Here is a 24,789-nt window from a genome sequence, read left to right on the forward strand (position 1 = left end):
TGCCGAGCCACAGCGAGGCACCGAGTGTTGGGGCGAAGACTTTTTGGTTACTTTTGTGTCTTTACAAAAGTGACCCGCCGTCAGGGCGGAACCCTAAGCCGCCGTTACCTATATATCGGATATTCACCCAACCCAACCCAACCCACCCACCACGCCACGCCACGCCACCACCAAGTGCCATCACTTTGCACCTATCCCCCCGCCCTCGACTAGCGTAAAAAAGTGCCCCTAACTCCGTGAAGTCAGAGGCCTGCTATGCCTGTCGCCGTCATTGATGGACAACCGCTGCTCTACGTCGACCAGGGCACCGGCCCGGTCGTTCTGCTGGGCTCAAGCTACCTGTGGGACCGCCACATGTGGGCGCCGCAAATCGAAGCCCTGTCGCAACAGTACCGCGTGATCGTCCCCGAGCTGTGGGGCCATGGTGAATCCGGCCCGCTGCCGGCCCAAACCCAGTCCCTCGACGACCTGGCACGCCAGACCCTGGCCCTGCTGGATCAACTGGACATCGCACAGATCAACCTGGTGGGCCTGTCGGTCGGCGGCATGTGGGGCGCGCGCCTGGCATTGCTGGCGCCGCAGCGCATCAACAGCCTGGTGCTGATGGACACCTACCTCGGCGCCGAGCCCGAGGCCACGCGCCAGTATTACTTCTCGCTGTTCAAGATGATCGAGGACGCCGGCGCCATCCCTGAGCCGTTACTGGATGTGATCGCACCGATCTTCTTTCGGCCAGGCATCGACCGCGAGTCGGCGCTGTACCAGGATTTCCGCCAGTCGCTGCAGGCTTTCTCCAGGGAGCGCCTGCTGGACAGCATCGTGCCATTGGGCCGTCAGATCTTCAGCCGCGCCGATATCCTCGACCAACTGCACCGCCTGGACACCGACACCACCCTGATCATGTGCGGTGAGCAGGACAAACCACGCCCACCCGCCGAATCCAGGGAAATGGCCGAGCTGATCGGTTGCAGCCTGACCCTGATTCCAGACGCCGGGCATATCTCCAGCCGCGAAAACCCGGACTTCGTCAACGAAGCCCTGCTGACCTTCCTCGCCAACAACGCCTGATCGCGCGGTTCCGCCTTTGCTCATGGATCAAAGGCGGAAGTGCCCCACCATGCCCTTAAGTTCAGCCCCCAACTGCGCCAGCTGAATGCTCGACGCGGCGTTACCTTGCATGCTCAGCGCCGATTGGTCGGCACTCGCGCGGATACTGGTGACACTGCGATTGATCTCTTCGGCCACCGAGCTTTGCTCCTCGGCGGCGGCGGCAATCTGCTGGTTCATCTGCTGGATCAGGGACACGGCAGCGGCGATGCTGCCCAGAGCGCTCTCGGTTTCCAGTGCATCGCTGACGGCCAGTTTCACCAGTTCGCCGCTTTGCTGAATCTGCTGCACCGACGACTGCGCGGCACTGCGCAAGGTGCTCACCAACCGTTCGATTTCCTCGGTCGATTGCTGAGTGCGCTTGGCCAGCGCCCTCACCTCATCGGCCACCACTGCAAACCCTCGGCCTTGCTCGCCGGCACGGGCGGCCTCGATGGCGGCGTTAAGGGCCAGCAGGTTGGTCTGCTCGGCGACACTTTTGATCACCCCCAACACCGTGCCGATGTGCTGGATTTCGGCACTGAGGCTGTCGATACTGGCGCTGGCACTGGTGCTGGAGGACGCCAGCAACTCAATGCGCTGCAGACTCTGACGCACCACCTGCTGGCCGCTGTCGACCTTGGCATCGGCGGTCTGCGCCGCTTGCGCCGCTTCTTCGGCGTTACGCGCCACGTCATGCACCGTGGCGGTCATCTGGTTCATCGCCGTGGCGACCTGTTCGGTCTCCTCCTTCTGGCTGCTGACCTCCAGATTGGTTTGTTCGGTGACGCTGGAGAGTGATTGTGCAGAGCTGGCCAATTGCTCGATGCCGGCCTGCAAGCCGCTGACCATCTGGCTCAAGCCAGTGCCCATCTGTTGCATCGCTAGCATCAGCTGGCCGATCTCATCACGGCGACTGACCTCCATGCGCCCGCTCAGGTCTCCGGCGGCAATCTGCTGGGCCACGGCAATCACACTGCGCAACGGCGCCACGATCAGGCGGGTAATCAGCCAGGCGGCAATCAGCCCCACCAACAACGCCAACGCCGAAGAGCCGATGATCAGCAGCGTGCTTTTCTTCAATTGCGCCTGCATTGACTGGTCTTCGGCGGCATACGCCTGGTTGACCCGGCTGACCACCTGGTCGGCGCGGTCATGCAATTGCTTGTAGACGATTTTTTCCTGAGCCAGCAAACCGGTGTACTCAGCGAGTTTTTCGCTGAACGCGGCAATATGCCCGGACACCTCGTTGAGCACGGTCTGGTAACCCGCGTCCTTGACCGCGGTTTTCAACTGCTCGACCTGCGCCAGGGCCTGGTCGGCCTGTTCGATCTTGCCCTGCTCGGCGTTGTCTGCATCGGCCTTGCGGCTCTGGTCTAGGCGCACCCGCGCCTCGTTCATGGCTTGCAGCATCAACCGCGACACCTGGCCGACCTGCCCGGCCTGTTCGATAAACTCGGCGCCCTCCTTGCCTTGGCTTTCCTTGAGGCCATAGGCGCCATCGTCGGCCAGGCCGGCTTGCAGCACATCGAGGTTATTGGCCACGCTGGAGACCGACCAACTGGCCATCTCCAGCGCCAGGTCCTTGGTCTGGGTCAACTCGACAAATTCGTCGAACGCCTGGCGATACGCGGCCAACGCCTGCTCAACGTCGCCCATCACCGGCACATTGGCGGCGGACTGGGCCTTGAGCGTGGCCGCCAGGGCAGCCAGGGCATCGACGCTTTCATGCAAGGCATCGACGGCTTTGGGGTCGGCATGCAACGCGTAGTCCTGCTCGATCAAGCGCACCTTGAGCAAGCCGCTGTTGAGCGAGGACATCGCATTGAGGCCTTCGAAACGCTGGGCAACGGTTTGCAGCGACCACACGCCAATGGCCGCCACCAGCGCCGTCAGCAGCAGCACCAGGGAGAAGCCCAAGCCCAGTTTTTTTGCCATACCGAGGTTGGCGAAACGTCGTTGCACGGCCGAAATCATTGCACTTGAATCCTCTGCACGGGCAGCTGCCAGCAAGCCTGGTTGCCATGCAGCGAGATTCGCAACGAGACGCCATTGGCACAAGACGTTGGCGTCACAATAATGGCAAAAAGCTACATGCTCGTCGTTTTCAGAATGGTCGAGGTCGATCTGGCAGGCCCCATGGCCCGGAACAATGCCAACGCCCGCTGATCAGCAGCATAGGCCACATTAATGCGCAGCCAGTCACTGTGTTCGCCGCGGGGAGTGAACAGCGCCCCGCCCGACAGCAAGACGCCAAGCCTGCGCGCGCACGCCTGTAACCGGGAATGATCGCCCAGGCCCGGCCGCGCCCACACGAACATACCACCGGCAGGCACGGCAAACACCTGCCATTCCTCATCCTCCAGCACCTCCAGAGTGGCTGCCATTTGCGCATTCAAACGCTTGCGCAGGCGTTGCACCCACTTGCGGTAAGTGCCATTGGCCAACAGCGTGGCGACCACTGTTTCGGCAAACCGTGACGTGCCGATACCGGTCAGGGTCTTGAGGCTGGCCATTCGCGCAACGATCGCCGTGCCGGCACTGACGTAACCCACGCGCAGGGCACTGCTAAGGGTCTTGGAAAAGCTTGATACGTAGATCACGCGGTCATCATGGGGCAAGGCCGACAACCGCGTGCAACTGGCGTGCTGCAGGTCGCCGAAAACATCCTCTTCAATGATCAGGAAGCCATCACGTTGCGAAAGCTCCAGCAACCGCTCGGCCACGGCGCGGCACAAGCTGGTGCCCGTGGGGTTGTGGTACAGGCAGTTGATGAACAGGCACTTGGGGCGATGGCGCAGCAGCAGTTGCTCGAGCACCGGCATGTCCGGGCCGCCCACGGTGCGCGGAACTTCCAGCAACGTGACGCCATGGCGCTCCAACTGTCGATAGAGGTTGGCGTAGCCCGGCGTCTCGACCACCACCGTATCGCCGGCCTTGAGCAGCGAGCGTATCAACAGGTCCTGTGCGTGGCTGGCTCCATGGGTGGTCAGGATGCGATCCAGGCAGGTAGCCACCTTTATCTGGGTCAGCCGCTTGAGCAGCTGCTCGCGCAATGCCGGCAGGCCCAGTGGCGTGCTGTAGTTAAAGAGGCCGGCCGTGTCGGTGCGGCTGATTTCCCGTATCGCGTAGCACAGGTCATCGCTTTCACGCCAGGTGTCCGGCAGCCAGCCGCAACCGAGCTTCAACTCGCCCAACGGGCCATCGACGTAGGCGCCCCAGCCCAGCTCTGCACCTTCATACCAGTGGCTTTCAAGGCAGACAGGTGGCTGGGCGACCACAAATCCCGAGCCTTGCCGGGACGCCAGTAAACCCTGGGCAACCATTCGCTCGAAAGCCTCTATCACGCTGGACTGGCTGAGCAGGTTGTCGAGGGCCAGTTGCCGGATAGACGGCAAGCGCGTGCCGGGGCTCGCGCCGCTCTTGCGTATCCATTGCGCCACCGCGCTGACGATTTGCTGCACCACCGGTACAAGGGCTTGTCGATCGATCCCTAAATCCATGAGCCACTCACTTCAACTGTCTGTTATTCAACCCCAAACAGTTAAGCACAGAAGCTTGCCAAAACCGGTCGCTAACTTTTATTAAAGTATTGATTTTATTGACTTATTTACCTTCTGATACACATTCTGACGAGGCCTTGTGCCAGCCATGGAAACGCCCCACAGCGCCCCCATCCTTTTCGAAGAGTGCATGGCATTGCGTCCTAGATAGCCGTTGCGCCGCCATCCACCGCCAAAGCTTGCCCTGTGGTAAACGCCGCCCCATCGCTGCACAGGTACAGCACGGCACTGGCGATTTCCTCGACCTTGCCAATGCGCCCGACCGGGTGCATGGCGGCGGCGAACTCGGCTTTGCGCGGATCTGCTTCGTAGGCACGGCGGAACATGTCGGTGTCGATCACCGCCGGGCACACTGCATTCACGCGGATTTTCTTCTTCGCATATTCGATCGCGGCCGATTTGGTCAGGCCGATCACGGCATGCTTGGACGCCGCATAGATGCTCATCTTCGGCGCAGCGCCCAACCCGGCGACCGAGGCGGTGTTGACGATCGCACCGCCGCCCTGGGCCAGCAACAGCGGCAGTTGATACTTCATGCACAGCCATACGCCCTTGACGTTGACTCCCATGATTGCATCGAACTCATCCAGGCTGCCGTCGGCCAGCTTGCCCTTCTCGATCTCGATGCCGGCGTTGTTGAAGGCATAGTCCAGGCGCCCATAGGCAGCGATGGTCTGTGCCATCAATTGCTGTACGTCGGCGTCCAGCGTGACATTGCAGCGCACGAACAGCGCTTCGCCGCCTGATTGTTGAATCAACGCAACCGTGCCCTCGCCGCCCGCCACATCCAGGTCGGCAACCACTACTTTCAAGCCTTCTGCGGCAAATGCCAGCGCGGTGGCGCGGCCGATACCAGCGGCGGCGCCGGTCACCAGGGCGACCTGGCCGGAAAACGTCATGCTCATGGAGGATGTCCTATGCGAGAAATAGCCGTGGGCCGAGTCTAGCCAAGCGCATGGCGGGCGCGTCAGCACTATCATATGGCCGGTTGGAGTCGCATGAATGGCAGTGATAAGACGCACGGGCCAACTATCAGCCCGACCTATCGGCGGGCATTCGCACTCACCCTTAACCTTGCCCCCAAGCCGATGAAGGTCTATCACTCAAGGCTCACTTTTTGAAGAGTCCCTGCCATGACTGCCCAGACCAACCGCCAATTCCTGCTCGCCAAACGCCCGGTCGGTGCGGCCACGCGGGAGACCTTTACCTACCAGGAAGTGCCGGTGGGCACGCCAGCAGATGGGCAAGTGCTGGTGCGCAATGAATACCTGTCCCTGGACCCGGCCATGCGTGGCTGGATGAACGAGGGCAAATCCTACATTCCACCGGTCGGCATCGGCGAAGTGATGCGGGCGCTGGGCGTGGGCAAGGTGATTGCCTCGAACAACCCGAAATTCGCGGTGGGTGATTATGTGAACGGCGCGCTGGGCGTGCAGGATTATTTCCTGGGCGAGCCGCGCGGCTTTTATAAGGTTGACCCAACACTGGCACCGCTGCCGCGCTACCTGTCAGCGCTGGGCATGACCGGCATGACCGCCTACTTCGCCCTGCTCGACACCGGCGCGCCCAAGGCCGGCGAAACGGTGGTGATCTCCGGCGCCGCTGGTGCGGTGGGCAGCATTGCCGGGCAGATTGCCAAGCTTAAGGGCTGCCGCGTGGTGGGCATCGCCGGGGGCGCCGACAAGTGCAAATTCCTCATTGATGAACTGGGCTTTGACGCGGCCATCGACTACAAAAGCGAAGACGTCACCGCCGCCCTCAAGCGCGAATGCCCCAAAGGCGTGGATGTGTATTTTGATAACGTTGGCGGCGACATTCTCGACGCCGTGCTCAGCCGCCTGGCCTTGAAGGCGCGGGTGGTGATCTGCGGCGCAATCAGCCAGTACAACAATAAAGAAGCGGTGAAAGGCCCGGCCAACTATTTGTCGCTGCTGGTCAATCGTGCACGCATGGAAGGGTTTGTGGTGATGGACCACGCGGCGAACTTCGCCGCCGCCGGGCAGGAGATGGCCGGCTGGATGGCCCAGGGCAAGCTCAAGAGCAAGGAAGATATTGTCGAGGGCCTGGAGACCTTCCCGGAGACGTTGATGAAGCTGTTCAACGGCGAGAACTTTGGGAAGTTGGTGCTTAAAGTCAGCTGACCCACCGCAGAACCTGGTGTGAGCACTGTCAATGTGGGAGCTGGCTTGCCTGCGATAGCATCAACTCGGTATGGCTGAAAGACCGAGTTGCCCGCATCGCAGGCAAGCCAGCTCCCACAGGTATCAGGCGATTTCGGCGACGACTGCCGCCAATGCCTTGGCCGGATCCGCCGCCTGGCTGATCGGGCGACCGATCACCAGGTAGTCCGAGCCTGCATCCAGCGCCTGACGCGGCGTCAGGATACGGCGCTGGTCATCCTGGGCACTGCCCGCCGGACGAATCCCCGGGGTCACCAGTTGCAGCGACGGGTGCGCGGTCTTCAGCGCCTGGGCTTCCAGGGCCGAACAGACCAGGCCATCCAGGCCAGCCTTCTGCGCCAATGCCGCCAGGCGCAGGACCTGCTCCTGCGGCTCGATGTCCAGGCCGATGCCGGCCAGGTCTTCGCGCTCCATGCTGGTCAGCACGGTCACACCGATCAGCAAGGGTTTGGGGCCGCTGCGCTGTTCGAGCACTTCGCGGCACGCGTTCATCATGCGCAGGCCGCCGGAGCAGTGCACGTTGACCATCCACACGCCCATTTCGGCGGCGGCTTTAACCGCCATGGCCGTGGTGTTGGGGATGTCATGGAATTTCAGGTCGAGGAACACTTCGAAGCCTTTGTCACGCAGGGTGCCGACGATTTCGGCGGCGCAGCTGGTGAACAGCTCCTTGCCGACCTTGACCCGGCAAAGCGTGGGGTCCAACTGGTCAGCCAGCTTCAGTGCGGCGTCACGAGTGGGGTAATCCAGGGCGACGATGATAGGAGTCTGGCAGACGGACATTGGAATGGGCTCTCAGGCAAGTCGAAATCGGCGCGGATTGTAGCGCAAGCGGCGCCGTTGCGGGATCCGATGATCGGTAAAATACTGATCAAGCGCGCATAACCGGGGATTTCGAGTCATTGTGTCAAGACCGATACATTCCCGACATGCCCTCAACACGCCCCACGGCTAGCCTCGCGCACATGACCGCTCGCCCGGCACTTCCAGCCATGGAACCGGGCGCCTATGCTCAATGCAACAACCCAGGCAGATGATCGCACTATGCATACCCCTACCGTCTCTGTAAACGAAGAGCAAAAAGGCGCGGTGATTGCCGAAGACAAGCGCTGGAACACCCGCGCGCTGATCGTCGATGACGACCTGCCGATCCGCGAACTGCTGATCGACTACCTGGCCCGCTTCAATATTCTCGCCACCGGCGTCACCGATGGCACGGCCATGCGCACCGCCATGCAAGCCGAAACCTTTGACGTAGTAGTACTCGACCTGATGCTGCCGGGCGAAGACGGCCTGTCACTGTGCCGTTGGTTGCGCACTGAGTCGGACATCCCGATTTTGATGCTCACCGCACGCTGCGAACCCACCGACCGCATCATCGGCCTGGAACTGGGCGCCGATGACTATATGTCCAAGCCGTTCGAGCCGCGCGAGCTGGTGGCGCGAATCCAGACCATCCTGCGCCGGGTGCGCGATGACCGCACCGAGCAGCGCGCCAATATCCGCTTCGACAACTGGCGCCTCAATAGCGTACTGCGCCAATTGGTGGCCGACGATGGCCTGGTGGTGCCGCTGTCCAACGCGGAATTTCGCCTGCTGTGGGTGTTCATCGAGCGCCCGCGCCGTGTGCTGAGCCGCGAACAATTACTCGATGCTGCCCGTGGCCGCTCCATCGAAGCCTTTGACCGCAGCATCGATCTGCTCGTATCACGCCTGCGCCAGAAGCTTGGGGATGACCCGAAAGCCCCGCAACTGATCAAGACCGTGCGCGGCGAAGGCTACCTGTTCGACGCCCGGGATATCGGTTGATGCGCGCCACCTTCAATACGCTGTTTGGCAGGCTGTTCGGCGTATTGCTGGTGGCCATTGTGCTCGCTCATGTACTGGCCATTTTCTGGTTCCGCCACTACGGCCCGCCACCACCGCCGCCCCAGGAAACCTTCGTCGAGCAGCCTGACGGCACGATGAAGCCATTGGCCCGCCATCACCGGCCCTGGTACGGCGGCCCCGTGGTGCCGCTGACCTTTCAGTTTATCTCGCTGATCATCGCCGCCTGGTACGGCGCCAAACTGCTGAGCCGGCCGATCCAGCGCCTGAGTGCAGCCGCCGAACGCTTGAGCCTTGACCTCGACAGCCCGCCGCTCAACGAATCCGGGCCACGGGAAGCACGCCAGGCTGCATCGACCTTCAACCTGATGCAAAAGCGCATCCGCGAGCAAGTCAGCCAGCGCGCGCGCATGCTCGGCGCCGTCTCCCATGACCTGCGCACGCCGCTGTCACGCCTCAAGCTGCGCCTGGAGCAAATCGAAGACACCAAGCTGCAAGGCCAGATGCGCCAGGACCTGGACGACATGATCGGCATGCTCGACGCCACCTTGAGCTACCTGCACGAACAGCGCACCAGCGAGACCCGGCACTGGCTCGACGTGCAGGCGCTGGTCGAGTCTCTCAGCGAAAACGCCCAGGACCAAGGCTCGGACGTGCAATTCTGCGGCACTTGCGCGCCTTTGCAGGTGCAACCGATGGCACTGCGTTCGTGCCTCAACAACCTGATCGACAACGCCCTGCGGTATGCCGGCACAGCGCGTATTGAGCTGGCAGACAGCCGTGGCGCCCTGGTGATCCGCGTGATCGACCACGGGCCAGGGATCGCAGCCGATAAACGCGAGGCGGTGTTCGAACCGTTCTTTCGCCTCGAAGGCTCACGCAACCGCAACTCCGGTGGCGTTGGCCTGGGCATGACCATTTCCAAGGAAGCCGTGGAGCGCCTCGGCGGCCACCTGAGCCTGGAGGAAACCCCAGGCGGTGGCCTGACGGCCGTGATGTACTTACCGAGGGCCTAAAGCGCTTTATCTTCGCGACGTTCCTGGGACTGGGTTGCGCTCCAATCCGTCAGCAGGCTGTAGGCCACCGCCAGTAAGGTCGGGCCGATAAACAGGCCGATGAAGCCAAAGGCAATCAAGCCGCCAAACACGCCCAACAGCACGATCACCAGCGGCAGGTTGCCGCCTCGGCTGATCAGGTACGGCTTGAGCACGTTGTCCACGCCACTGATGATGAACGTGCCCCACACACCGAGGAACACCGCATAGGTGTAGTCGCCCTTCCATGCCAGCCAGGCCGTGGCGGGAATCCACACCAGCGGTGGGCCCATGGGGATCAGGCTGAGCAGGAAGGTGACGATGCCCAACACCAGCGCGCCCGGCACGCCGGCAATCAGGAAGCCGATCAGCGCCAGCAGGGCCTGGGCCGCCGCCGTACCAATCACGCCGTTGACCACCCGCTGCACAGTGCCGGCCACCAGTTCGATGTAGTAACCGGCGCGTTCGCCGATCAGGCGCTCCAGCAACCGATGGGCAAACATCGCCAGCCGTGGCCCATCACGGTAAAAGAAGAACACGAACACCAGGCTCAGGGTCAGCTCAAGAATACCGCCGCCAATTTGCGCACTGCGCGCCAACAGCCAGTTGCCCACCTGCCCCAGGTACGGCTTGATGCTGACCATCAGCGCCGCACCCTGTTGGTCGATGCTGTCCCAAGTCGCCACCAGTCGCTCGCCAACAAAGGGGATCGAGTTCAGCCAGGCAGGTGCGGCGGGCAAGCCGTCAACCTGGATATCCTTGATCAGGCCCACCGCATCGCGCACATGGTCGGCCAGGTTGAACCCCAGCCACACCAGCGGCACCGCCACCAGCAACATCCAGCCCAACGTGAGGATGCCCGCCGCCAGGGATTCGCGCCCACCCAGCCAGCGCGTGAGCAAACGCATCAGCGGCCAGCTGGCAAACGCCAGCACCGCGCCCCAGAACAGCGCCGACCAGAACGGCGCCATTACCCAGAAGCTGGCACCAAACAACACCAGCAGCAGGATTTGCACCAGTAGGCGATCGTTATTGAGCATCGGGTATCTCGAGAATAAGGCTGTAGGAAGAGAGCTTAGGCGAACGGCGCGGGTCCGTTCGCCTTGATAACGGTCAGCGTATCAGATGCAGGTGCAAACCCTTAGCGTCACCGCTGCCGGTTTCCAGGCGGGCGGCCCGCACGCCACTGTCGATCAGGCCCTGGCGCCAGGCTTCGGCGGTCGGCCCGGTGAGGCTCACGCGCAAGGTGGCGTCGAGGTTCAAGCCACGGGAAATCAAGGTCAGCCAGGTGGCGTCAGGCGCGCTGCCAAGTGCCGGAAAGTCCAGCTCGCCGGTGCTTTTAAGCTCGCGCAGCAAGGTTGCCGAGGTGGGCAGCAAGTCGCCCAATGGCGCGCCAGCGTCCAGTTGTTCTACATGCAGATAAGCACGGCGGTTGCCGCGCGTAATGCCATACAGTGCCACCAACGAGTGGTCCTGGGGGGCGGCCAGGCGCAACAGCAGGTATTCCTGCTGGCCGTCGGCGCCGACCAGCTTGGCGTTGCCGAACACTTCATTGGCCCACAGGCTGCTTTCGCCGCAATCACGCGCCTGGCACCAGAACAACAGCTGCGCGCCGTTTGCCTGCAACGCTTCACGCGTCGCGGTAAAGGCGGCGCTGGACGTGTGCTCGGCGGGCAGTTCATAGGTGATGGCAGTGGTTTGGCCGCGGGCCGTGGCCTGGCCTTCGTAGCGCAGCTGGCCGCTGATCTTGCGGATCGCGCCCATGGGGTAGATGCGTTCTTTTTCTTCAGCGGGGCGGTAATCGACGATTTGCGCATCGACCTGACGGGCCACGGCCGGCAGATCCCGGCTACCTGGCACATCGGCGGCGAACACCAGGGGGCTCAAACAGCACAGCCCAAGGGCACGGAGACATTCTTTACGCAGGCTCATCGGATGAGTGAGCCCTGGCCATCGAAGTGCACAGCAGTGTTGAGTTCGTACATGGTTGACTCCCTTTCAATCCGCCCAGCCTCGGCAGTTGACCCCGCCAAGTCAAGGCGTGGAGAAGAACCGATTGAAACAGTCTGCAACAAGGATCGCGCCGGGCTCATCATTAAGGTGCAAATGATGGCCGCCCGGCAGCGTGTTCACCGTAAAAGGTAGCTGAGAAAGCAATTCGGAATGTTTCGCCAACATGCCGTCAGCCGCGACGACCAACTGTGTAGCGCAACCTACGCGCCGCACGAAAGCCATCGCCTGCTCATCGGTCAGGCGCATCGGCGATGCCAGGGTCAAGCGCGCGTCGGTGCGCCAGGTGTAGCCGCCCGGCACGGGCATCAAACCGCGCTGGGCCAGCAGTTCAGCGGCTTCACGGCTGACTGCCACCACGCCTTTCATGCGCGCCTGCACCGCGAGATCCAGGGTGCTGTAGACCGGTTTGCGCTTGTCTTGCAGCCTCAATTGCGCCTGCAACGCCATGCCGAGGCGCTCGGCAGCGTTCTCGCCAGCGGCGGTCGGCGGGATCACGCCGTCGATCAACCCCAGGTGGGTGACACGCTCCGGCAATGCCCCGGCCAGCACCAGGGAAACGATGGCGCCCAGGGAATGGCCAAGTAATGCAAAACGTTTCCAGCCCAGTTGTTCAGCCACTTGCAGCACATCAAACACGTAATCCCACAAGGCATAACCGGCCCCGGCCGGCCGATGAGCCGAGTGCCCGTGCCCGGCCATGTCCAGCGCAACGATGCGCAGCCCCTCAAGCTTGGGCGCCAGCCGCGCAAAGCTGTTGGCGTTGTCGAGCCAGCCATGCAAAGCGATCACCGGCAGGCCGTCTTCGGGCCCGAACAGGTGCGCGGCCAATTCGATATGCGGCAGGCTCAGGCGCACTTCTTCGACCGGGTTGCTCATGCGCAGCTGCGCTCGCGGGCTTGCCAGCGGGAAAACAGGTGCTTGATCAAGGTCGCGGTGTCCTGGGGGCGTTCGAGGGGGAACATATGGCCGCCGGGCATGGTGAGCATTTCGCCCATGGGCAGGCGGTCGACACCACTGGCATGGTGACGCATCACCACCCGGCTCTGGCGACCGCGTACCACCGCCAGCGGCACTTTCAGCTGGCGAACCTGGCCTGGGCTGGTGTGGGGCACGCCCCGGTAGATACTGATTTCGGTGGCCGGGTCAAAGCGCAAGCGCAGGCGATCGCCCACCTGTTGCAGGCCGTGTTGCAGGTACGCGTCAAAGCACTCCGGGTCGAAGCCGCGAAACAGCGTCTTGCCGGCGAAGTAGCTGCGTGCGGCAGCCAGGTCGCTGAATTCTTCACGTCGACCCAAGGTGCGCCCCGCCGGCGTCAGGCGGTCGATAAAACCAAAGCGCTTGGCGGCGCGAATCACCCAGCGGTCAGCGCGGGTCAACACCGGCGAATCGAGCATCACCACGCCACGGTACAACTGCGGGCAGCGCATGGCGGCGTGCAAGTGCAGTACGCCGCCCAAGGAATGGCCAACGCCCCACACCGGCTCCGGTTGCTGTTCCAGGTGGTGGATCAGCTCGTCCACCAGGTTTTGCCAGTTGTCATCCACCGGAAACCTGGGGTCGTGACCGTGCTGCGGCAAATGCGCCACCGCGTATTCCGGGGCCAGGGCGGCAAACAACTTGCCGTAAGTGGCCGAAGGAAAGCCATTGGCATGGGCAAAAAACACGTGCTGCGACATACAGGATCCATCTACGAGAACAGAAGTGAATTGTCACCAGCCTTTAACCGCACAGCAATGACCGTAACCGCCAGGAATGATGACACTCACGCCACGCCTATCGTGCCGGAGGGTTCTCGCCCAACGGCACCACGGCCATGGTCAGGCGCGACACGCAACTGGCCTTGCCATCGTCACTGGTCAAGCGAATGTCCCACACCTGGGTAGTACGGCCGATATGAATCGCCCGTGCCACCGCCGTCACCCGCCCGCTGCGCACACCCCGCAAGTGGTTGGCGTTGACCTCAAGGCCCACGCAATAGAATTTGCTGGCATCAATGCACAGGTAAGCCGCCATGGAGCCGACGCTTTCGGCCAGTACCACCGACGCGCCACCGTGCAGCAGGCCATACGGCTGGTGGGTGCGATGGTCGACCACCATGCTCGCGGTCAGGGACTCGTCGTCGAAGCTTTCGAAACGGATATCCAGCAATTCACCGATGGTGTTTTTCTGGCTGGCGTTGAGTTGCTCGATATTCGGTTGGGTGCGCCACAAGCTCATGAAATCGTCCTTATTGGTTTTATTACGACCCTAATCCTGCCACACAATCGGCTCGCTGCGTTCGCTCCAGGCCGAAAATTGTGCGCCGTAAGTCGACTCGATCACGTTGCGTTTTATCTTCAGGGTCGGCGTCAGAAAGCCGTTCTCTACCGCCCAACTGTCTTTGACCACCACCAGTTGGCGCAACCGCTCGTGCTTGTCCAGCGCACCGTTGACCTGTTCCAGCCAGCGTTCCAGGCTGCTGCGCAGCGCTTGCCGGTCCTGGCTGCCGGCCGACAACACGCACAAGCCCATCGGCGCCAGCAAGCCATCGCCGACCACGCACACCTGTTCGATGCGTGCATGTTCAGCCAAGCGGTTTTCGATCGGCGCCGGGGCCACGTACTTGCCCTTGCTGGTCTTGAAGATCTCCTTGAGCCGCCCGGTCAGGCGCAGGCGGCCGTCGGCATCCTGCTCGCCCTTGTCGCCGGTGCGCAGGAAGCCATCCTCGGTGAGGGTTTCGGCGGTTTTCTGCGGGTCCTTGAAATAGCCGAGCATGGTCGCGCCGCTGCGCACCTGCACTTCGCCCATTGGGTCGATGCGCACTTCAACGCCAGGGCATGGCAGGCCGATCCAGCCCAGCGTTTGCTGGCCAGGGCGGCACACATGGGAATAGCCGCAGCTTTCGGTCATGCCATACACCTCCAACACATCCAGGCCCAGGCGTTGATACCAGCGCAGCAAGGCTTCCGGCACCGGGGCGGCGCCGGACAGCGCGATGCGCAACGCGTCCAGGCCCAGCCCGGCCAACACTTTGTGGCCGACGCGCTTGCCGATAAAAGGCAGGCGCAACAGGGTATCGAGGCGTTTTTCCGGAATTTTGGCGTAGACGCCCATCTGGAACTTGGTCCAGATACGCGGGACGCCGAACAAGGCCGTGGGGCGCGCCCGGCGCAGGTCGGTCAGGAAGGTGTCGAGGCTTTCGGCGAAAAACACGGTTTGCCCGGTATAGATCGCCGCCAGCTCGACAAACATGCGCTCTGCCACGTGACACAACGGCAGGTAGGACAGCAGCCGGTCGTCCTCGCCCAAGCCAAATATCTGCGTGCCGCGCGTGGCGGCAAACCCCAAGGCGCCGAAGGTTTGCATCACGCCTTTGGGCAAGCCGGTGGTGCCGGAGGTGTAAACAATGGTGGCCAGGTTCGCGGCCTCTGGCGAAGGGTTGTCCTGAATCGGTGAACTGGCTTGCAGGTCTGCCCAGCTGAAATCAAAGTCGCCGGCCGGGCACAACGGCAGGCTGATGGTCGGCAATCCGGCCGGGATGCCGGGCGCCATGGCGGGCCAGTCATCCAGCTTGCCGATCAACACCAGCGCTGCCTCCGAATGCGTGAGCACATGGTTGACGGAGTCCGCCGTGAGGTTGGGGTACAACGGCACCGACACATGCCCGGCCATCCAGATCGCCAGGTCGGCAATGATCCAGTGCGCGCAGTTTTTCGAGATCAGGGCAATGTGCGAGCCCTGGGGCAATGCCCGGGCGCGCAGCCAATGCGCGGCGCAACGGGCCTGATGGCCGACATCGCCCCAGGTGAGCGTCTGCACCTCGCCGCCGCCGATGGGTTGCACCAGAAAAGGTTTGCGCGGGTGTCGCGCTTCACGTTCGAAGAAGACCTGCAACGGCAAACGAAAAGCGACAGGCATGGGACGCGCTCCTTTGTGATCCGATGATAGCCAACCAAGCACTTGCTTGGTTGACTATATAGCACACAAAAAGAAGCGATCCAGCTTATGGGTTTTTTACGCTGACCAGGCTCATCAGCCCTGCCAGCGGAAAATCGCCTTCCAGCTCCGCCAGGCTGGCGGTGTGCATCGGCTCTGGCTGGCGCTGGTGACCATGCTGCAAAAAGCTGATCAAGCTGCCCACCAAGGGCTGATGGCTGACCAGCAGCACGTTGTCATCGGTGTCGAGCTTTTCCAGCACGTGCAGCGGGTTGCCCTCAGGCGTCAACCACGGCACCGTGCGGACCTGCGGCTCGAAACCCAGCGCCTCACGCACCAACTGCGCCGTCTGCTGCGCCCGCACATAGGGGCTGGCGATAATGGCGCTGATGGGCTGGCCAATCAGGTGCGCGGCACTGCGCAACACTTCGCCACGGCCATGCTCGGTGAGGTTGCGCTCGGCGTCGGTGCGCGCATGCCCTTCGGCTTCACCGTGACGCAAAATCCATAGCTTCACAGCTTCGGCTCCTCATCACGCACCGGGTGCGGCGCCGGCGGCACGCTGTGGGCGGCTTCGCCTTCAGGTGCACGTGGGGTTGGCCAATCGGCGAACGGCCAGGGTTTCTGTTCAGTATGAAAGCTGCCGAAACGGCCGATCTGCGCCAGGAACTGGCTGAGGCTGTCGCCAAAATTCATCAGGCCCAGATTCGGCGCGCCGTAGATCAGGCGATAAATCAGTTGCACCACCACCAGCGCACCGAGCAGGAACTGCGCCACTTGCCACACCAGGGCAAACACCAGCATCCACAGGATACGCAGCAGGATGGACTCGTATTTTGGGGCGTCTTTCGGATCGTTCATGTGCGCGTTCCTCAGTTGAAACCACTGGTGGAAATAAAGTCGACGTCGGTTTTGGGCTCGGCGCGCATCAGCAGCTCGATCACCTGGTTCAAGGTGCGCCCTTCAAACAGGATCGCGTGCAGCCCGGCGACCAGCGGCATGTACACACCGACTTCCTGGGCCTTGGCCTTCAGCACCTTGAGGGTGTTGACGCCTTCGGCGACTTCGCCCAGGCGCGTGACCGCGTCTTCCAGGCTCAGGCCCTGGCCGAGAGCGAACCCGACCTGGTAGTTGCGGCTTTTGGGCGACGAGCAGGTGACGATCAAGTCGCCTACGCCGGCCAGCCCGAGGAATGTCATCGGGTTGGCGCCCTGGTTCACCGCAAAACGGGTCATTTCCGCCAGCGCGCGGGTGATCAGCATGCTCTTGGTGTTCTCGCCCATGCCCAGGGCCACGGCCATGCCGGCGATGATCGCGTAGACGTTTTTCAGCGCCCCGCCCAGCTCGACACCAAAGCGGTCGCCACTGGCGTAGACGCGAAAGGTACGGCCATGCAGCACGGCCTGGACGCGTTCGCACAGTGCCTCGTCTTCGCTGGCCACCACTGTGGCGGTCAGCGCGTGTTCGGCGACTTCCCGCGCCAGGTTCGGCCCGGACAGCACGCCGATGCGCGCCTGCGGGGCGATCTCGGCGAGGATTTCGCTCATCAGCTTGAAGGTCTGCGCCTCAATGCCTTTGGTCAGGCTGACCAGCAGCTTGCCGGCCAGACGCTCAGCGTGGGGCGCCAATACCGAGCGCAAGGCGCTGGAAGGCAGCGCGACAAAACACAGGTCACAGTCGGTCAGCGTCGCCAACAGGTCGGTGACCGGCTCCACTGCCGGATGAATCTTGATGCCTTTAAGGTAACGGGGGTTTTCCCGATGCACGCGGATGGCCTCGGCCTGCTCGGGATCGCGCATCCACTGGCGCACCGCGTGGCCATTCTCAGCCAGCAGGTTAGCCACGGCGGTACCAAAACTTCCGCCTCCCAGGACCGCAATAGGGCGCTGTTCAGTCATATGCAATCCGTTAATCCTTACATGGCGATGGCGGCATTATACGGGGCGACCCGCTTGCGGCCAGCCCCTGCGTCAATTCGTGCGCTTGTCGGAAAATGCCACACTTGTGTGAAGTAATTGCAAGTCCCACGACTGGCAAATGGCCCCACCTCAGTTAACATGGGCGGCTATCCGTAATTATCAAGGCCGTGCCGTGTATCTGGGCCCTCCTCCTCGCTCATCGCTGTTGCTGATGTTGCTGTGCAGCACACCTGCGCTGGCTGATGACCTGTTTCTCGACAGCCAGCCGCTGCCGCAAGTGTTGACCGCCACACGCCTCAAGCAATCGGCCGCGGCCGTGCCCGGCAGCATGACGGTGATCGACAGCGAGCTGATCAAGGCCAGCGGCGCACGCGACATCGCCGAGCTGCTGCGGCTGGTGCCGGGGATGATGGTCGGCTACACCAGCGGCAACCAGGCGGCAGTGAACTACCACGGCACCAGCGCCAGCGACGCGCGGCGCATGCAAGTGTTGATCGACGGGCGCTCGGTGTACCGCGCGGGCCTTGCCACCGTGGACTGGAGCGACATCCCGGTGGCCATGGAAGATATCGAGCGCATCGAGGTGTTCCGTGGCCCCAACACCGTCAGCTACGGCGCCAACGCGCTGATGGCGGTGGTCAATATCCTCACGCGCTCACCGGCCAACAGCCACGGTTCGCGGATTAAAGTCATCCGTGGCCAGCGCGGCATCAACGACTACTACGCCAGCCAGGGCGTGGGTTGGGAAACCGGTGACTTGCGCCTGTCCTTGTCCGGTCAGCAGGACGATGGCTTTGACAGCGATGCCGTCGGTGCCGACCGCCGCGACGGCCGCCGCCTCAACCGCTTCAGCCTGGCGGTGAGCCAGACCCTGAACGCGCAACAGAGCCTCGACTGGCAATTTGACGCTAAGGAAGGCACCAACCAGCGTCCCTATACCTACACGCCGGTGTTTGCCGGGATTACCGAAGGCGGCACCAATTCCGATGCCGTCGCCAAGGACTATGCCGGGTCGTTGCGCTGGAACGTCGACTTCAACCCCGAGCACAGCCTGTACATTCAAGGCTCGGCCCAGCAATGGGACCGACAGCAGGTCTGGAAAGCCTGTGACGCAAAGGTCTCGTTCAGCCCGGAGCTGACGCAGTTGTGGCAGTTGAACCCCAACTATGCCGAACGGTTGGCGCGGCACATGGACACCTACAGCCAGGGCGTTGCACCACCCGGCAGTGCCGCCGAACAAACGCTGGGCAACCAGGTGCTCGACCAGTGGCGCAACGGCGCTAACCAAAGCGTCTGCGGCGACATCGACCAAAGCACCCGCGAAAGCCGCTACGATTTGGAGATCCAGGACACCCTGAGCCTGTCCGACAGCCTGCGCCTGGTCAGCGGCATGAACTACCGTTACGACCGCGCCGACTCCGATACCTACTTCAACGGCACCCTCGACGACACCACCTGGCGCTTGTTCGGCCACCTGGAATGGCGCGCCAGCGAACACTGGCTGTTGCAGGGCGGCGCCATGTACGAAGACACCCACCTGAGCGGCAACTCGCTGACGCCGCGGGTGGCGGTCAACTACCTGATCAACCCGCGCCACGGCCTGCGGGCGGTGTACTCCGAGGCGATTCGCTCGCCCGACATGTTCGAGAACAACGTCAACTGGAGCTACCGCGTCACCAATTTGAGCTCGCCGACCTACGGGCAGAACTCCGGGCAATATTTTGTGGTAACGCGGGGCCCCGGCAACCTCGATAAAGAGTTGATGCGTTCACGAGAGCTGGGCTACAACGGCTTCTTTGCCGACTTCGGGTTGAATGTCGACGTGAAACTGTTCTACGACGAAATCACCGAGATGATCAGCTCGCCGCTGCGCAACAACCAATACATTGCCAGCAACGCCAACAGCGCACGGTTCACCGGCGCCGAATCGCAGTTCGACTGGCGCATGAGCAATACCGACCGCCTGCGCCTGACCTATGCTTACGTCGACGCCGCTTCCAGCAACCCGCTGGACAAGGCGCAAACCGCGCGCAACAGCGGCTCGGCCGGTTGGCTGCGCGAGTGGGGCCACGGCTGGTCCAGTGCGCTGTTCTACTATGGCGACGATGCGCTCAACCAATATCGCTTCGAACGGGTCGACCTGCGGGTGGCCAAGCGCATTGCCCTGGGCAAAGCCAATGTGGAGCTGGCCGGCATGTTGCAACAACGCCTCGATAACCAGCCCACCACCTGGGCCGATAACCACTACGACAGTCGTCATGTCCTCTATTTCAGCGCGGAGCTGGAATTCTGACATGGGCGCTCAGTCACGGATGACCCTCTTCTTTATCTTTCGGCGCTGGCGCCGTGCCTTGCTGCTGGTGTGCCTGTTACTGACAGCACCGGCGTGGAGCGCCGATATCCTGTTGACCGCCGCCGAAGACGGTGCCGGCGTACAGGCATTTACCCAAGCCCTGGCCCGGCAGCGTCCCGAGGACCAGGTGAGCTTTGTCCCGCTCAAAGACTTGCCCGCGCCCAGCCAGTTGCCGCCCGGCACGCGCCTGATCCTGCTGGACCTGCCCGGCCTCGACTGGCGCCTGCAGGATGACCAGGGCCCGCCGACCCTGGTGTTGCGTATCAGCCGCCTGCAGGCACGCCAGCGCCTGGGCACCACCCACCCGGCAAAAATCAGCCTGTTGTGGAGCGACCCGCCGCTGGCGCGCCAACTCAAGCTGATCGCCAATATCCTGCCGCAGGCCCAACGCATCGGTGTGCTCTATGGCAGCGACAGTGAGTTCCTGCTGCCGGAGCTGCGCGAGTACGCAGCGCCCATGGGCCTGCAGATCGTGCCGCAGCGCTGGGACAACATCAGCGACAGCCGCCCGCTGCAAAACCTGCTTAAAAACAGTGACGTGCTGCTCGGCCTCGACGACCCGCAGTTGTACAACCCGAAAACCGTGAAGAACCTGTTGCTCAGCAGCTACGCCCAGCAACTGCCGCTGGTGGGCCCCAACGCCGGGTTCGTCAAGGCCGGCAGCCTGGCCAGCACCTACAGCGACCAGGCCGACTGGCTGGATGTACTCGACCGGCTGCTGGATCACCCGCCAGCCAACTGGCCACGCAGCGTGTACCCGCAACACTTCAAAGTCGTGGGCAACCCGCAAGTCGCGCGCTCACTGGGGATCGAACAGGTGGACGAAGCCGCCGTCGCCGCCCGCCTGGCCGAAGGAGAAAAACGCCCATGACCTTGCGTCGTCGCTGGGACATCAACACCCGCACCCAGCTCATCACCCTGGGCCCGGCGCTGTTGCTGACCCTGCTGTTGATCAGCTTCTTTACCTTCGTGCGTATCCAGGACCTGCGCCAGGAACTCGACCACACCGGCCAGTTGATCGCCAACCAACTGGCCCCGGCCACGGAGTACGGGGTGATTTCCGGCAACAACGATGTGCTCGAAAGCCTGCTGCGTGCCACGCTGGCCACCCCGCATGTGCGCTTCCTGGAGATTCAGGACAGCACCGAGAACATCCTGGTGTATGTCGAGCAACCTTCGGAGAAACACGACCGTTCGCTGTCGGTGAAAGTGTTCCAGGCACCCATCCGCTTGCAGCATATCCAGCTGGGCAATGACTTTTTTCAGGACAACCTCAACGAACCCAAGGCGCCGCGTGCCGATTACCTGGGCCGGGTGATCGTCGGCATGTCCAACGACGCCTTCAGCCAGCGCCAGCAGGAGATTCTGTTCAAGGCCGGCATCCTCGCACTGTTCGCCCTGCTGTTTACCTTCCTGCTCGCCCGGCGCCTGGCCGCCAGCCTGTCGCAGCCGATCAGCGCCATGGGCCACGCGGTAAAAGCCATCCAGCAAGGCGACTACAAGACACCGCTGCCGATTGTCGATGACTCGGAGCTGGGCGACTTGTCGCGACACATCAACAACCTCGCCGAAGGCCTTAACCAGGCCAGCCGCGAACAGCAGCAGGCCATGGCCCAGTTGATCCAGACCCGCGAAGAGGCCGAACGGGCCAACAACGCCAAGTCGGACTTCCTGGCGATGATGAGCCACGAGCTGCGCACGCCCATGAACGGCGTGCTGGGCATGCTGCAACTGCTGGAAACCACCGAGATGACCGAGGAGCAGACCGAATACGCGGCGCTGGCATCGGAGTCCACCGAGCACCTGCTTAAAGTCATCAACGACATCCTCGACTTCTCACGCATCGAACGCGCCGCGCTGGAGCTGGAACATATCCCCTTCAACCTCGCCGACCTGATCAACAGTTGTGCCCAGGCCTTCCAGCACAGCGCACAGCAGCGCGGGTTGAGCCTGGAGTTGCCGATTCCGCCGGGCATGGACGCCTTGCGCGTGCAGGGTGACCCGACCCGTATCCGCCAAATCCTGGTGAACCTGATCGGTAACGCGCTCAAATTCACCGAGCACGGCAGCGTCACCGTCGAGCCCCATTGGCAAACCCTCGACCATGAACTGGTGTGGTTCACCTGCACGGTGCGCGACAGTGGCATCGGGATTTCCGCCGAACGCCTGGAGCTGATGTTCGATGCGTTCCAGCAGGCTGACAGTTCCATTTCCAGACGTTACGGCGGCACCGGCCTGGGCCTGCCCATTGCGCGCACGCTGGCCGAACGTATGGGCGGCACGCTGCGCGCGCAAAGCCAGGAAGGCCGTGGCTCGGTGTTTACCCTGGAAATCCCCCTGGCCATCGACCAGCACAGCCTGCCGGCGATCGCCCTGGACGCCGAGGGCAAGGCCAGCGCGGGTGATGGCCGCCATGTGTTGCTGGTGGAGGACAACCCGGTCAACCGCACCGTGGTCGAAGCCATGTTGCGCAGCCTGGGCTTTGAAGTGAGCCTGGCCATCGATGGCGCCGAGGCGATCCGCAGTGCCGAGAGCCTGATTTTTACCGCGATCCTGATGGATTGCCGCCTGCCGTTGATCGACGGCTACGAAGCCACCCGCCGGATTCGCCAACTGCCCGGCTGCGCCGACCTGCCGATTATCGCGCTGACGGCCAACGCCTTGCAGGGTGATCGCGAAGCCTGTCTGGCAGCCGGAATGAACGATTACCTGGCCAAGCCGTTCAAACGCACGGATTTGCAGCAAATCCTGCAGCGCTGGGTGCAATAGCGCCGCGCCATCAACCAACTGCGACTGGCGCGAGAGACGAAAGTGCGGCAGTCTTAGGCACCCAAACGGGCCGATAAACAGGCTCGGTTTAAAATTTCAGTGAACAAGTGTACATTGAGTGCCTTGACGCTGTGACTTTCACTACAACGCAATAGTCTATGTGTAGGCTGCCGATATGAGGCATGAACGCTTCATTCGGTCCGGGAAGATTTACCCTGCCCTGCCGCATGGGATTATTGAGGAGCTCGCATGACCAAACAAAACGCCTTTACTCGGGAAGACCTGCTGCGCTGCAGTCGCGGTGAGCTGTTCGGCCCAGGTAACGCGCAACTGCCCGCCCCGAACATGCTGATGGTGGATCGCATCACCCATATCAGCGAAGAGGGTGGCAAGTACGGCAAAGGTGAATTGGTCGCCGAGCTGGATATCACCCCTGATCTGTGGTTCTTCGCCTGCCATTTCGAAGGCGACCCTGTGATGCCGGGCTGCCTGGGCCTTGATGCCATGTGGCAACTGGTCGGTTTCTACCTGGGCTGGCAAGGCCTGCCAGGTCGCGGTCGTGCCCTGGGTTCGGGCGAAGTGAAGTTCTTTGGCCAGGTCCTGCCGACCGCCAAGAAAGTCACCTACAACATTCAAATCAAGCGCGTCCTCAAGGGCAAGCTGAACCTCGCTATCGCCGACGGTTCGGTGACTGTCGACGGTCGCGAGATCTATACTGCCGAAGGCCTTCGGGTCGGCGTATTCACTTCCACTGACAACTTTTAAGGGTTATCCGCATGCGCCGCGTCGTTATCACTGGTCTGGGTATTGTTTCTTGCCTGGGCAATGACAAAGAGACCGTCACCGCTAACCTGCGTGCAAGTCGCCCTGGCATCCGCTTCAACCCGGAATATGCCGAAATGGGTCTGCGTAGCCAGGTTTCCGGCTCCATCGACCTGCCCCTCGAAGAACTGATTGATCGCAAGATCTATCGCTTCGTCGGCCACGCTGCCGCCTACGCCTACCTGGCCATGAAAGACGCCATCGCCGACTCAGGCCTGAGCGAAGACCAGGTTTCGAACGTACGCACCGGCCTGATCGCCGGCTCCGGCGGCGCATCAACCCTCAACCAGATGGAAGCGCTGGACATCCTGCGCGAAAAAGGCGTGAAGCGCGTTGGCCCGTACCGTGTCACACGGACCATGGGCAGCACCGTTTCGGCCTGCCTGGCCACGCCGTTCGCCATCAAGGGCGTGAACTACTCGATCTCCTCCGCGTGCGCCACCAGTGCGCATTGCATCGGTACTGCGGTTGAGCAGATCCAGCTGGGCAAGCAGGACATCGTCTTCGCCGGCGGCGGCGAAGAAGAACATTGGAGCCAGTCGTTCCTGTTCGACGCCATGGGCGCGCTGTCCACCCAGTACAACGAAACCCCGGAAAAGGCCTCCCGCGCCTACGACGCCAAGCGTGACGGTTTCGTCATCGCCGGCGGTGGCGGCATGGTAGTGGTCGAGGAGCTGGAACACGCTCTGGCCCGTGGCGCAAAAATCTACGCGGAAATCGTCGGCTACGGCGCTACGTCCGACGGCTACGACATGGTTGCGCCAAGCGGCGAAGGCGCCATCCGTTGCATGCAGATGGCCATGTCCACCGTGGACACCCCAATCGACTACCTGAACACCCATGGCACTTCGACTCCGGTCGGCGATGCCAAGGAAATGGAAGGTGTGCGTGCGGTATTCGGCGACAAGGCACCGGCCATCAGCTCTACCAAGAGCCTGTCGGGTCACTCCCTGGGCGCCGCCGGCGTTCACGAAGCGATCTACTGCCTGCTGATGATGGAAGGCAACTTCATGGCCGGCTCGGCCAACATCGACGAGATCGACCCGGTCGTCGCCGATATGCCGATCCTGACCAAGACCGTTGAAAACGCCAAGATCGACACCGTGATGAGCAACAGCTTCGGCTTCGGTGGCACCAACGCCACCCTGGTACTGAAACGCTGGCAGGGCAAGTAAGCCCCGCAGGTTGATCACCTGAAAAAGCCCCGACTGGTTCGGGGCTTTTTTGTGGGCAATGGAATGAGACCGAGTCGCCCTTATCGCAGGCAAGCCAGCTCCCACATTTGACGGTGTTCGCCAGCCAACATGT

At 62.4% G+C, this 24,789-nt stretch carries 22 protein-coding genes and 1 pseudogene; 9 read left to right on the top strand and 14 right to left on the bottom strand.

What is annotated here, in order from left to right; genetic code table 11:
• The first annotated feature begins 255 nt into the window (after positions 1–255).
• Positions 256–1,068, top strand: coding sequence for an alpha/beta fold hydrolase (locus ASE80_RS15525; RefSeq protein ID WP_056859703.1), 813 nt, complete (start codon positions 256–258; stop codon positions 1,066–1,068).
• A gap of 27 nt (positions 1,069–1,095) precedes the next feature.
• Here the strand turns inward: ASE80_RS15525 and ASE80_RS31860 are convergent, their stop codons facing one another.
• The 4 genes and pseudogenes from ASE80_RS31860 to ASE80_RS15540 all read right to left on the bottom strand — a co-directional run bounded on the left by ASE80_RS31860 (position 1,096) and on the right by ASE80_RS15540 (position 5,554).
• Positions 1,096–1,977 (bottom strand): methyl-accepting chemotaxis protein, encoded by an 882-nt coding sequence (locus tag ASE80_RS31860; protein ID WP_413470078.1) that lies wholly within the window; start codon positions 1,975–1,977, stop codon positions 1,096–1,098.
• Positions 1,954–3,063 (bottom strand): annotated as a pseudogene (locus ASE80_RS31865) (HAMP domain-containing protein); the annotation flags it as partial. The gene ASE80_RS31860 and the pseudogene ASE80_RS31865, both read right to left, overlap by 24 nt.
• A gap of 113 nt (positions 3,064–3,176) precedes the next feature.
• Entirely contained in the window at positions 3,177–4,589 is a 1,413-nt protein-coding gene (locus tag ASE80_RS15535; protein ID WP_056859705.1) for an aminotransferase-like domain-containing protein, read from the bottom strand.
• A 203-nt stretch (positions 4,590–4,792) separates the two neighbouring features.
• Positions 4,793–5,554, bottom strand: a complete 762-nt coding sequence (locus ASE80_RS15540) for an SDR family oxidoreductase (protein ID WP_056859706.1) — start codon at positions 5,552–5,554, stop codon at positions 4,793–4,795.
• A gap of 228 nt (positions 5,555–5,782) precedes the next feature.
• Between ASE80_RS15540 and ASE80_RS15545 the strand changes: the two genes are divergently transcribed.
• The gene (locus ASE80_RS15545) at positions 5,783–6,790 is read left to right on the top strand and encodes an NADP-dependent oxidoreductase (protein ID WP_056859707.1); all 1,008 of its coding nucleotides are present in this window, start codon (positions 5,783–5,785) and stop codon (positions 6,788–6,790) included.
• A gap of 123 nt (positions 6,791–6,913) precedes the next feature.
• Here the strand turns inward: ASE80_RS15545 and pyrF are convergent, their stop codons facing one another.
• Positions 6,914–7,612, bottom strand: coding sequence for an orotidine-5'-phosphate decarboxylase (pyrF, locus tag ASE80_RS15550; protein ID WP_056859708.1), 699 nt, complete (start codon positions 7,610–7,612; stop codon positions 6,914–6,916).
• 261 nt (positions 7,613–7,873) lie between these two features.
• Here pyrF and ASE80_RS15555 point away from each other — a divergent pair, with 261 nt between their 5' ends.
• Together ASE80_RS15555 and ASE80_RS15560 are read left to right on the top strand one after the other, a co-directional pair.
• Entirely contained in the window at positions 7,874–8,638 is a 765-nt protein-coding gene (locus ASE80_RS15555; RefSeq protein ID WP_056859738.1) for a response regulator, read from the top strand.
• Positions 8,638–9,672, top strand: coding sequence for a sensor histidine kinase (locus ASE80_RS15560; RefSeq protein WP_056859709.1), 1,035 nt, complete (start codon positions 8,638–8,640; stop codon positions 9,670–9,672). The genes ASE80_RS15555 and ASE80_RS15560 overlap by 1 nt, the downstream gene beginning before the upstream one ends.
• Here ASE80_RS15560 and ASE80_RS15565 read toward each other — a convergent pair.
• The 9 genes from ASE80_RS15565 to ASE80_RS15605 all read right to left on the bottom strand — a co-directional run bounded on the left by ASE80_RS15565 (position 9,669) and on the right by ASE80_RS15605 (position 17,516).
• Positions 9,669–10,730, bottom strand: a complete 1,062-nt coding sequence (locus ASE80_RS15565) for an AI-2E family transporter (protein ID WP_056859710.1) — start codon at positions 10,728–10,730, stop codon at positions 9,669–9,671. The two genes, ASE80_RS15560 and ASE80_RS15565, sit on opposite strands and share 4 nt — an antisense overlap.
• Positions 10,731–10,803: 73 nt before the next feature.
• Positions 10,804–11,622, bottom strand: a complete 819-nt coding sequence (locus tag ASE80_RS15570) for a DUF4892 domain-containing protein (protein ID WP_056859711.1) — start codon at positions 11,620–11,622, stop codon at positions 10,804–10,806.
• A gap of 102 nt (positions 11,623–11,724) precedes the next feature.
• Complete coding sequence (locus ASE80_RS15575; RefSeq protein ID WP_056859712.1) at positions 11,725–12,579, bottom strand: alpha/beta hydrolase; 855 nt, start codon at positions 12,577–12,579, stop codon at positions 11,725–11,727.
• Entirely contained in the window at positions 12,576–13,379 is an 804-nt protein-coding gene (locus ASE80_RS15580) for an alpha/beta fold hydrolase (protein WP_056859713.1), read from the bottom strand. The genes ASE80_RS15575 and ASE80_RS15580 overlap by 4 nt, the downstream gene beginning before the upstream one ends.
• Before the next feature lie 97 nt (positions 13,380–13,476).
• Positions 13,477–13,920 (bottom strand): hotdog fold thioesterase, encoded by a 444-nt coding sequence (locus tag ASE80_RS15585; RefSeq protein ID WP_056859714.1) that lies wholly within the window; start codon positions 13,918–13,920, stop codon positions 13,477–13,479.
• Between the two features lie 30 nt (positions 13,921–13,950).
• On the bottom strand, positions 13,951–15,600 hold the full coding sequence (locus ASE80_RS15590; protein ID WP_056859715.1) for an AMP-binding protein: 1,650 nt from the start codon (positions 15,598–15,600) through the stop codon (positions 13,951–13,953).
• An 85-nt stretch (positions 15,601–15,685) separates the two neighbouring features.
• Positions 15,686–16,135 (bottom strand): phosphohistidine phosphatase SixA, encoded by a 450-nt coding sequence (gene sixA, locus ASE80_RS15595; protein ID WP_056859716.1) that lies wholly within the window; start codon positions 16,133–16,135, stop codon positions 15,686–15,688.
• The gene (locus tag ASE80_RS15600; RefSeq protein ID WP_056859717.1) at positions 16,132–16,479 is read right to left on the bottom strand and encodes a DUF4389 domain-containing protein; all 348 of its coding nucleotides are present in this window, start codon (positions 16,477–16,479) and stop codon (positions 16,132–16,134) included. The genes sixA and ASE80_RS15600 overlap by 4 nt, the downstream gene beginning before the upstream one ends.
• Before the next feature lie 11 nt (positions 16,480–16,490).
• Positions 16,491–17,516: an NAD(P)H-dependent glycerol-3-phosphate dehydrogenase gene (locus ASE80_RS15605; protein WP_056859718.1), complete on the bottom strand. Its 1,026-nt coding sequence runs from the start codon at positions 17,514–17,516 to the stop codon at positions 16,491–16,493.
• A gap of 193 nt (positions 17,517–17,709) precedes the next feature.
• On the opposite strand from ASE80_RS15605, the gene ASE80_RS15610 reads away from it, so the two are divergent.
• The 5 genes from ASE80_RS15610 (at position 17,710) to fabB (ending at position 24,656) form a co-directional block, all read left to right on the top strand.
• Positions 17,710–19,830, top strand: a complete 2,121-nt coding sequence (locus ASE80_RS15610) for a TonB-dependent receptor plug domain-containing protein (protein WP_330219943.1) — start codon at positions 17,710–17,712, stop codon at positions 19,828–19,830.
• A gap of 1 nt (position 19,831) precedes the next feature.
• Positions 19,832–20,761 (top strand): ABC transporter substrate-binding protein, encoded by a 930-nt coding sequence (locus tag ASE80_RS15615; RefSeq protein ID WP_056859720.1) that lies wholly within the window; start codon positions 19,832–19,834, stop codon positions 20,759–20,761.
• On the top strand, positions 20,758–22,659 hold the full coding sequence (locus ASE80_RS15620) for an ATP-binding protein (RefSeq protein WP_056859721.1): 1,902 nt from the start codon (positions 20,758–20,760) through the stop codon (positions 22,657–22,659). The genes ASE80_RS15615 and ASE80_RS15620 overlap by 4 nt, the downstream gene beginning before the upstream one ends.
• 249 nt (positions 22,660–22,908) lie before the next feature.
• On the top strand, positions 22,909–23,424 hold the full coding sequence (gene fabA, locus ASE80_RS15625) for a 3-hydroxyacyl-[acyl-carrier-protein] dehydratase FabA (RefSeq protein ID WP_003210552.1): 516 nt from the start codon (positions 22,909–22,911) through the stop codon (positions 23,422–23,424).
• Between the two features lie 11 nt (positions 23,425–23,435).
• Entirely contained in the window at positions 23,436–24,656 is a 1,221-nt protein-coding gene (gene fabB, locus ASE80_RS15630; RefSeq protein ID WP_012723103.1) for a beta-ketoacyl-ACP synthase I, read from the top strand.
• Positions 24,657–24,789: the final 133 nt, after the last annotated feature.

The organism is Pseudomonas sp. Leaf15 (genome assembly GCF_001421425.1).
Lineage (GTDB): Bacteria > Pseudomonadota > Gammaproteobacteria > Pseudomonadales > Pseudomonadaceae > Aquipseudomonas > Aquipseudomonas salomonii.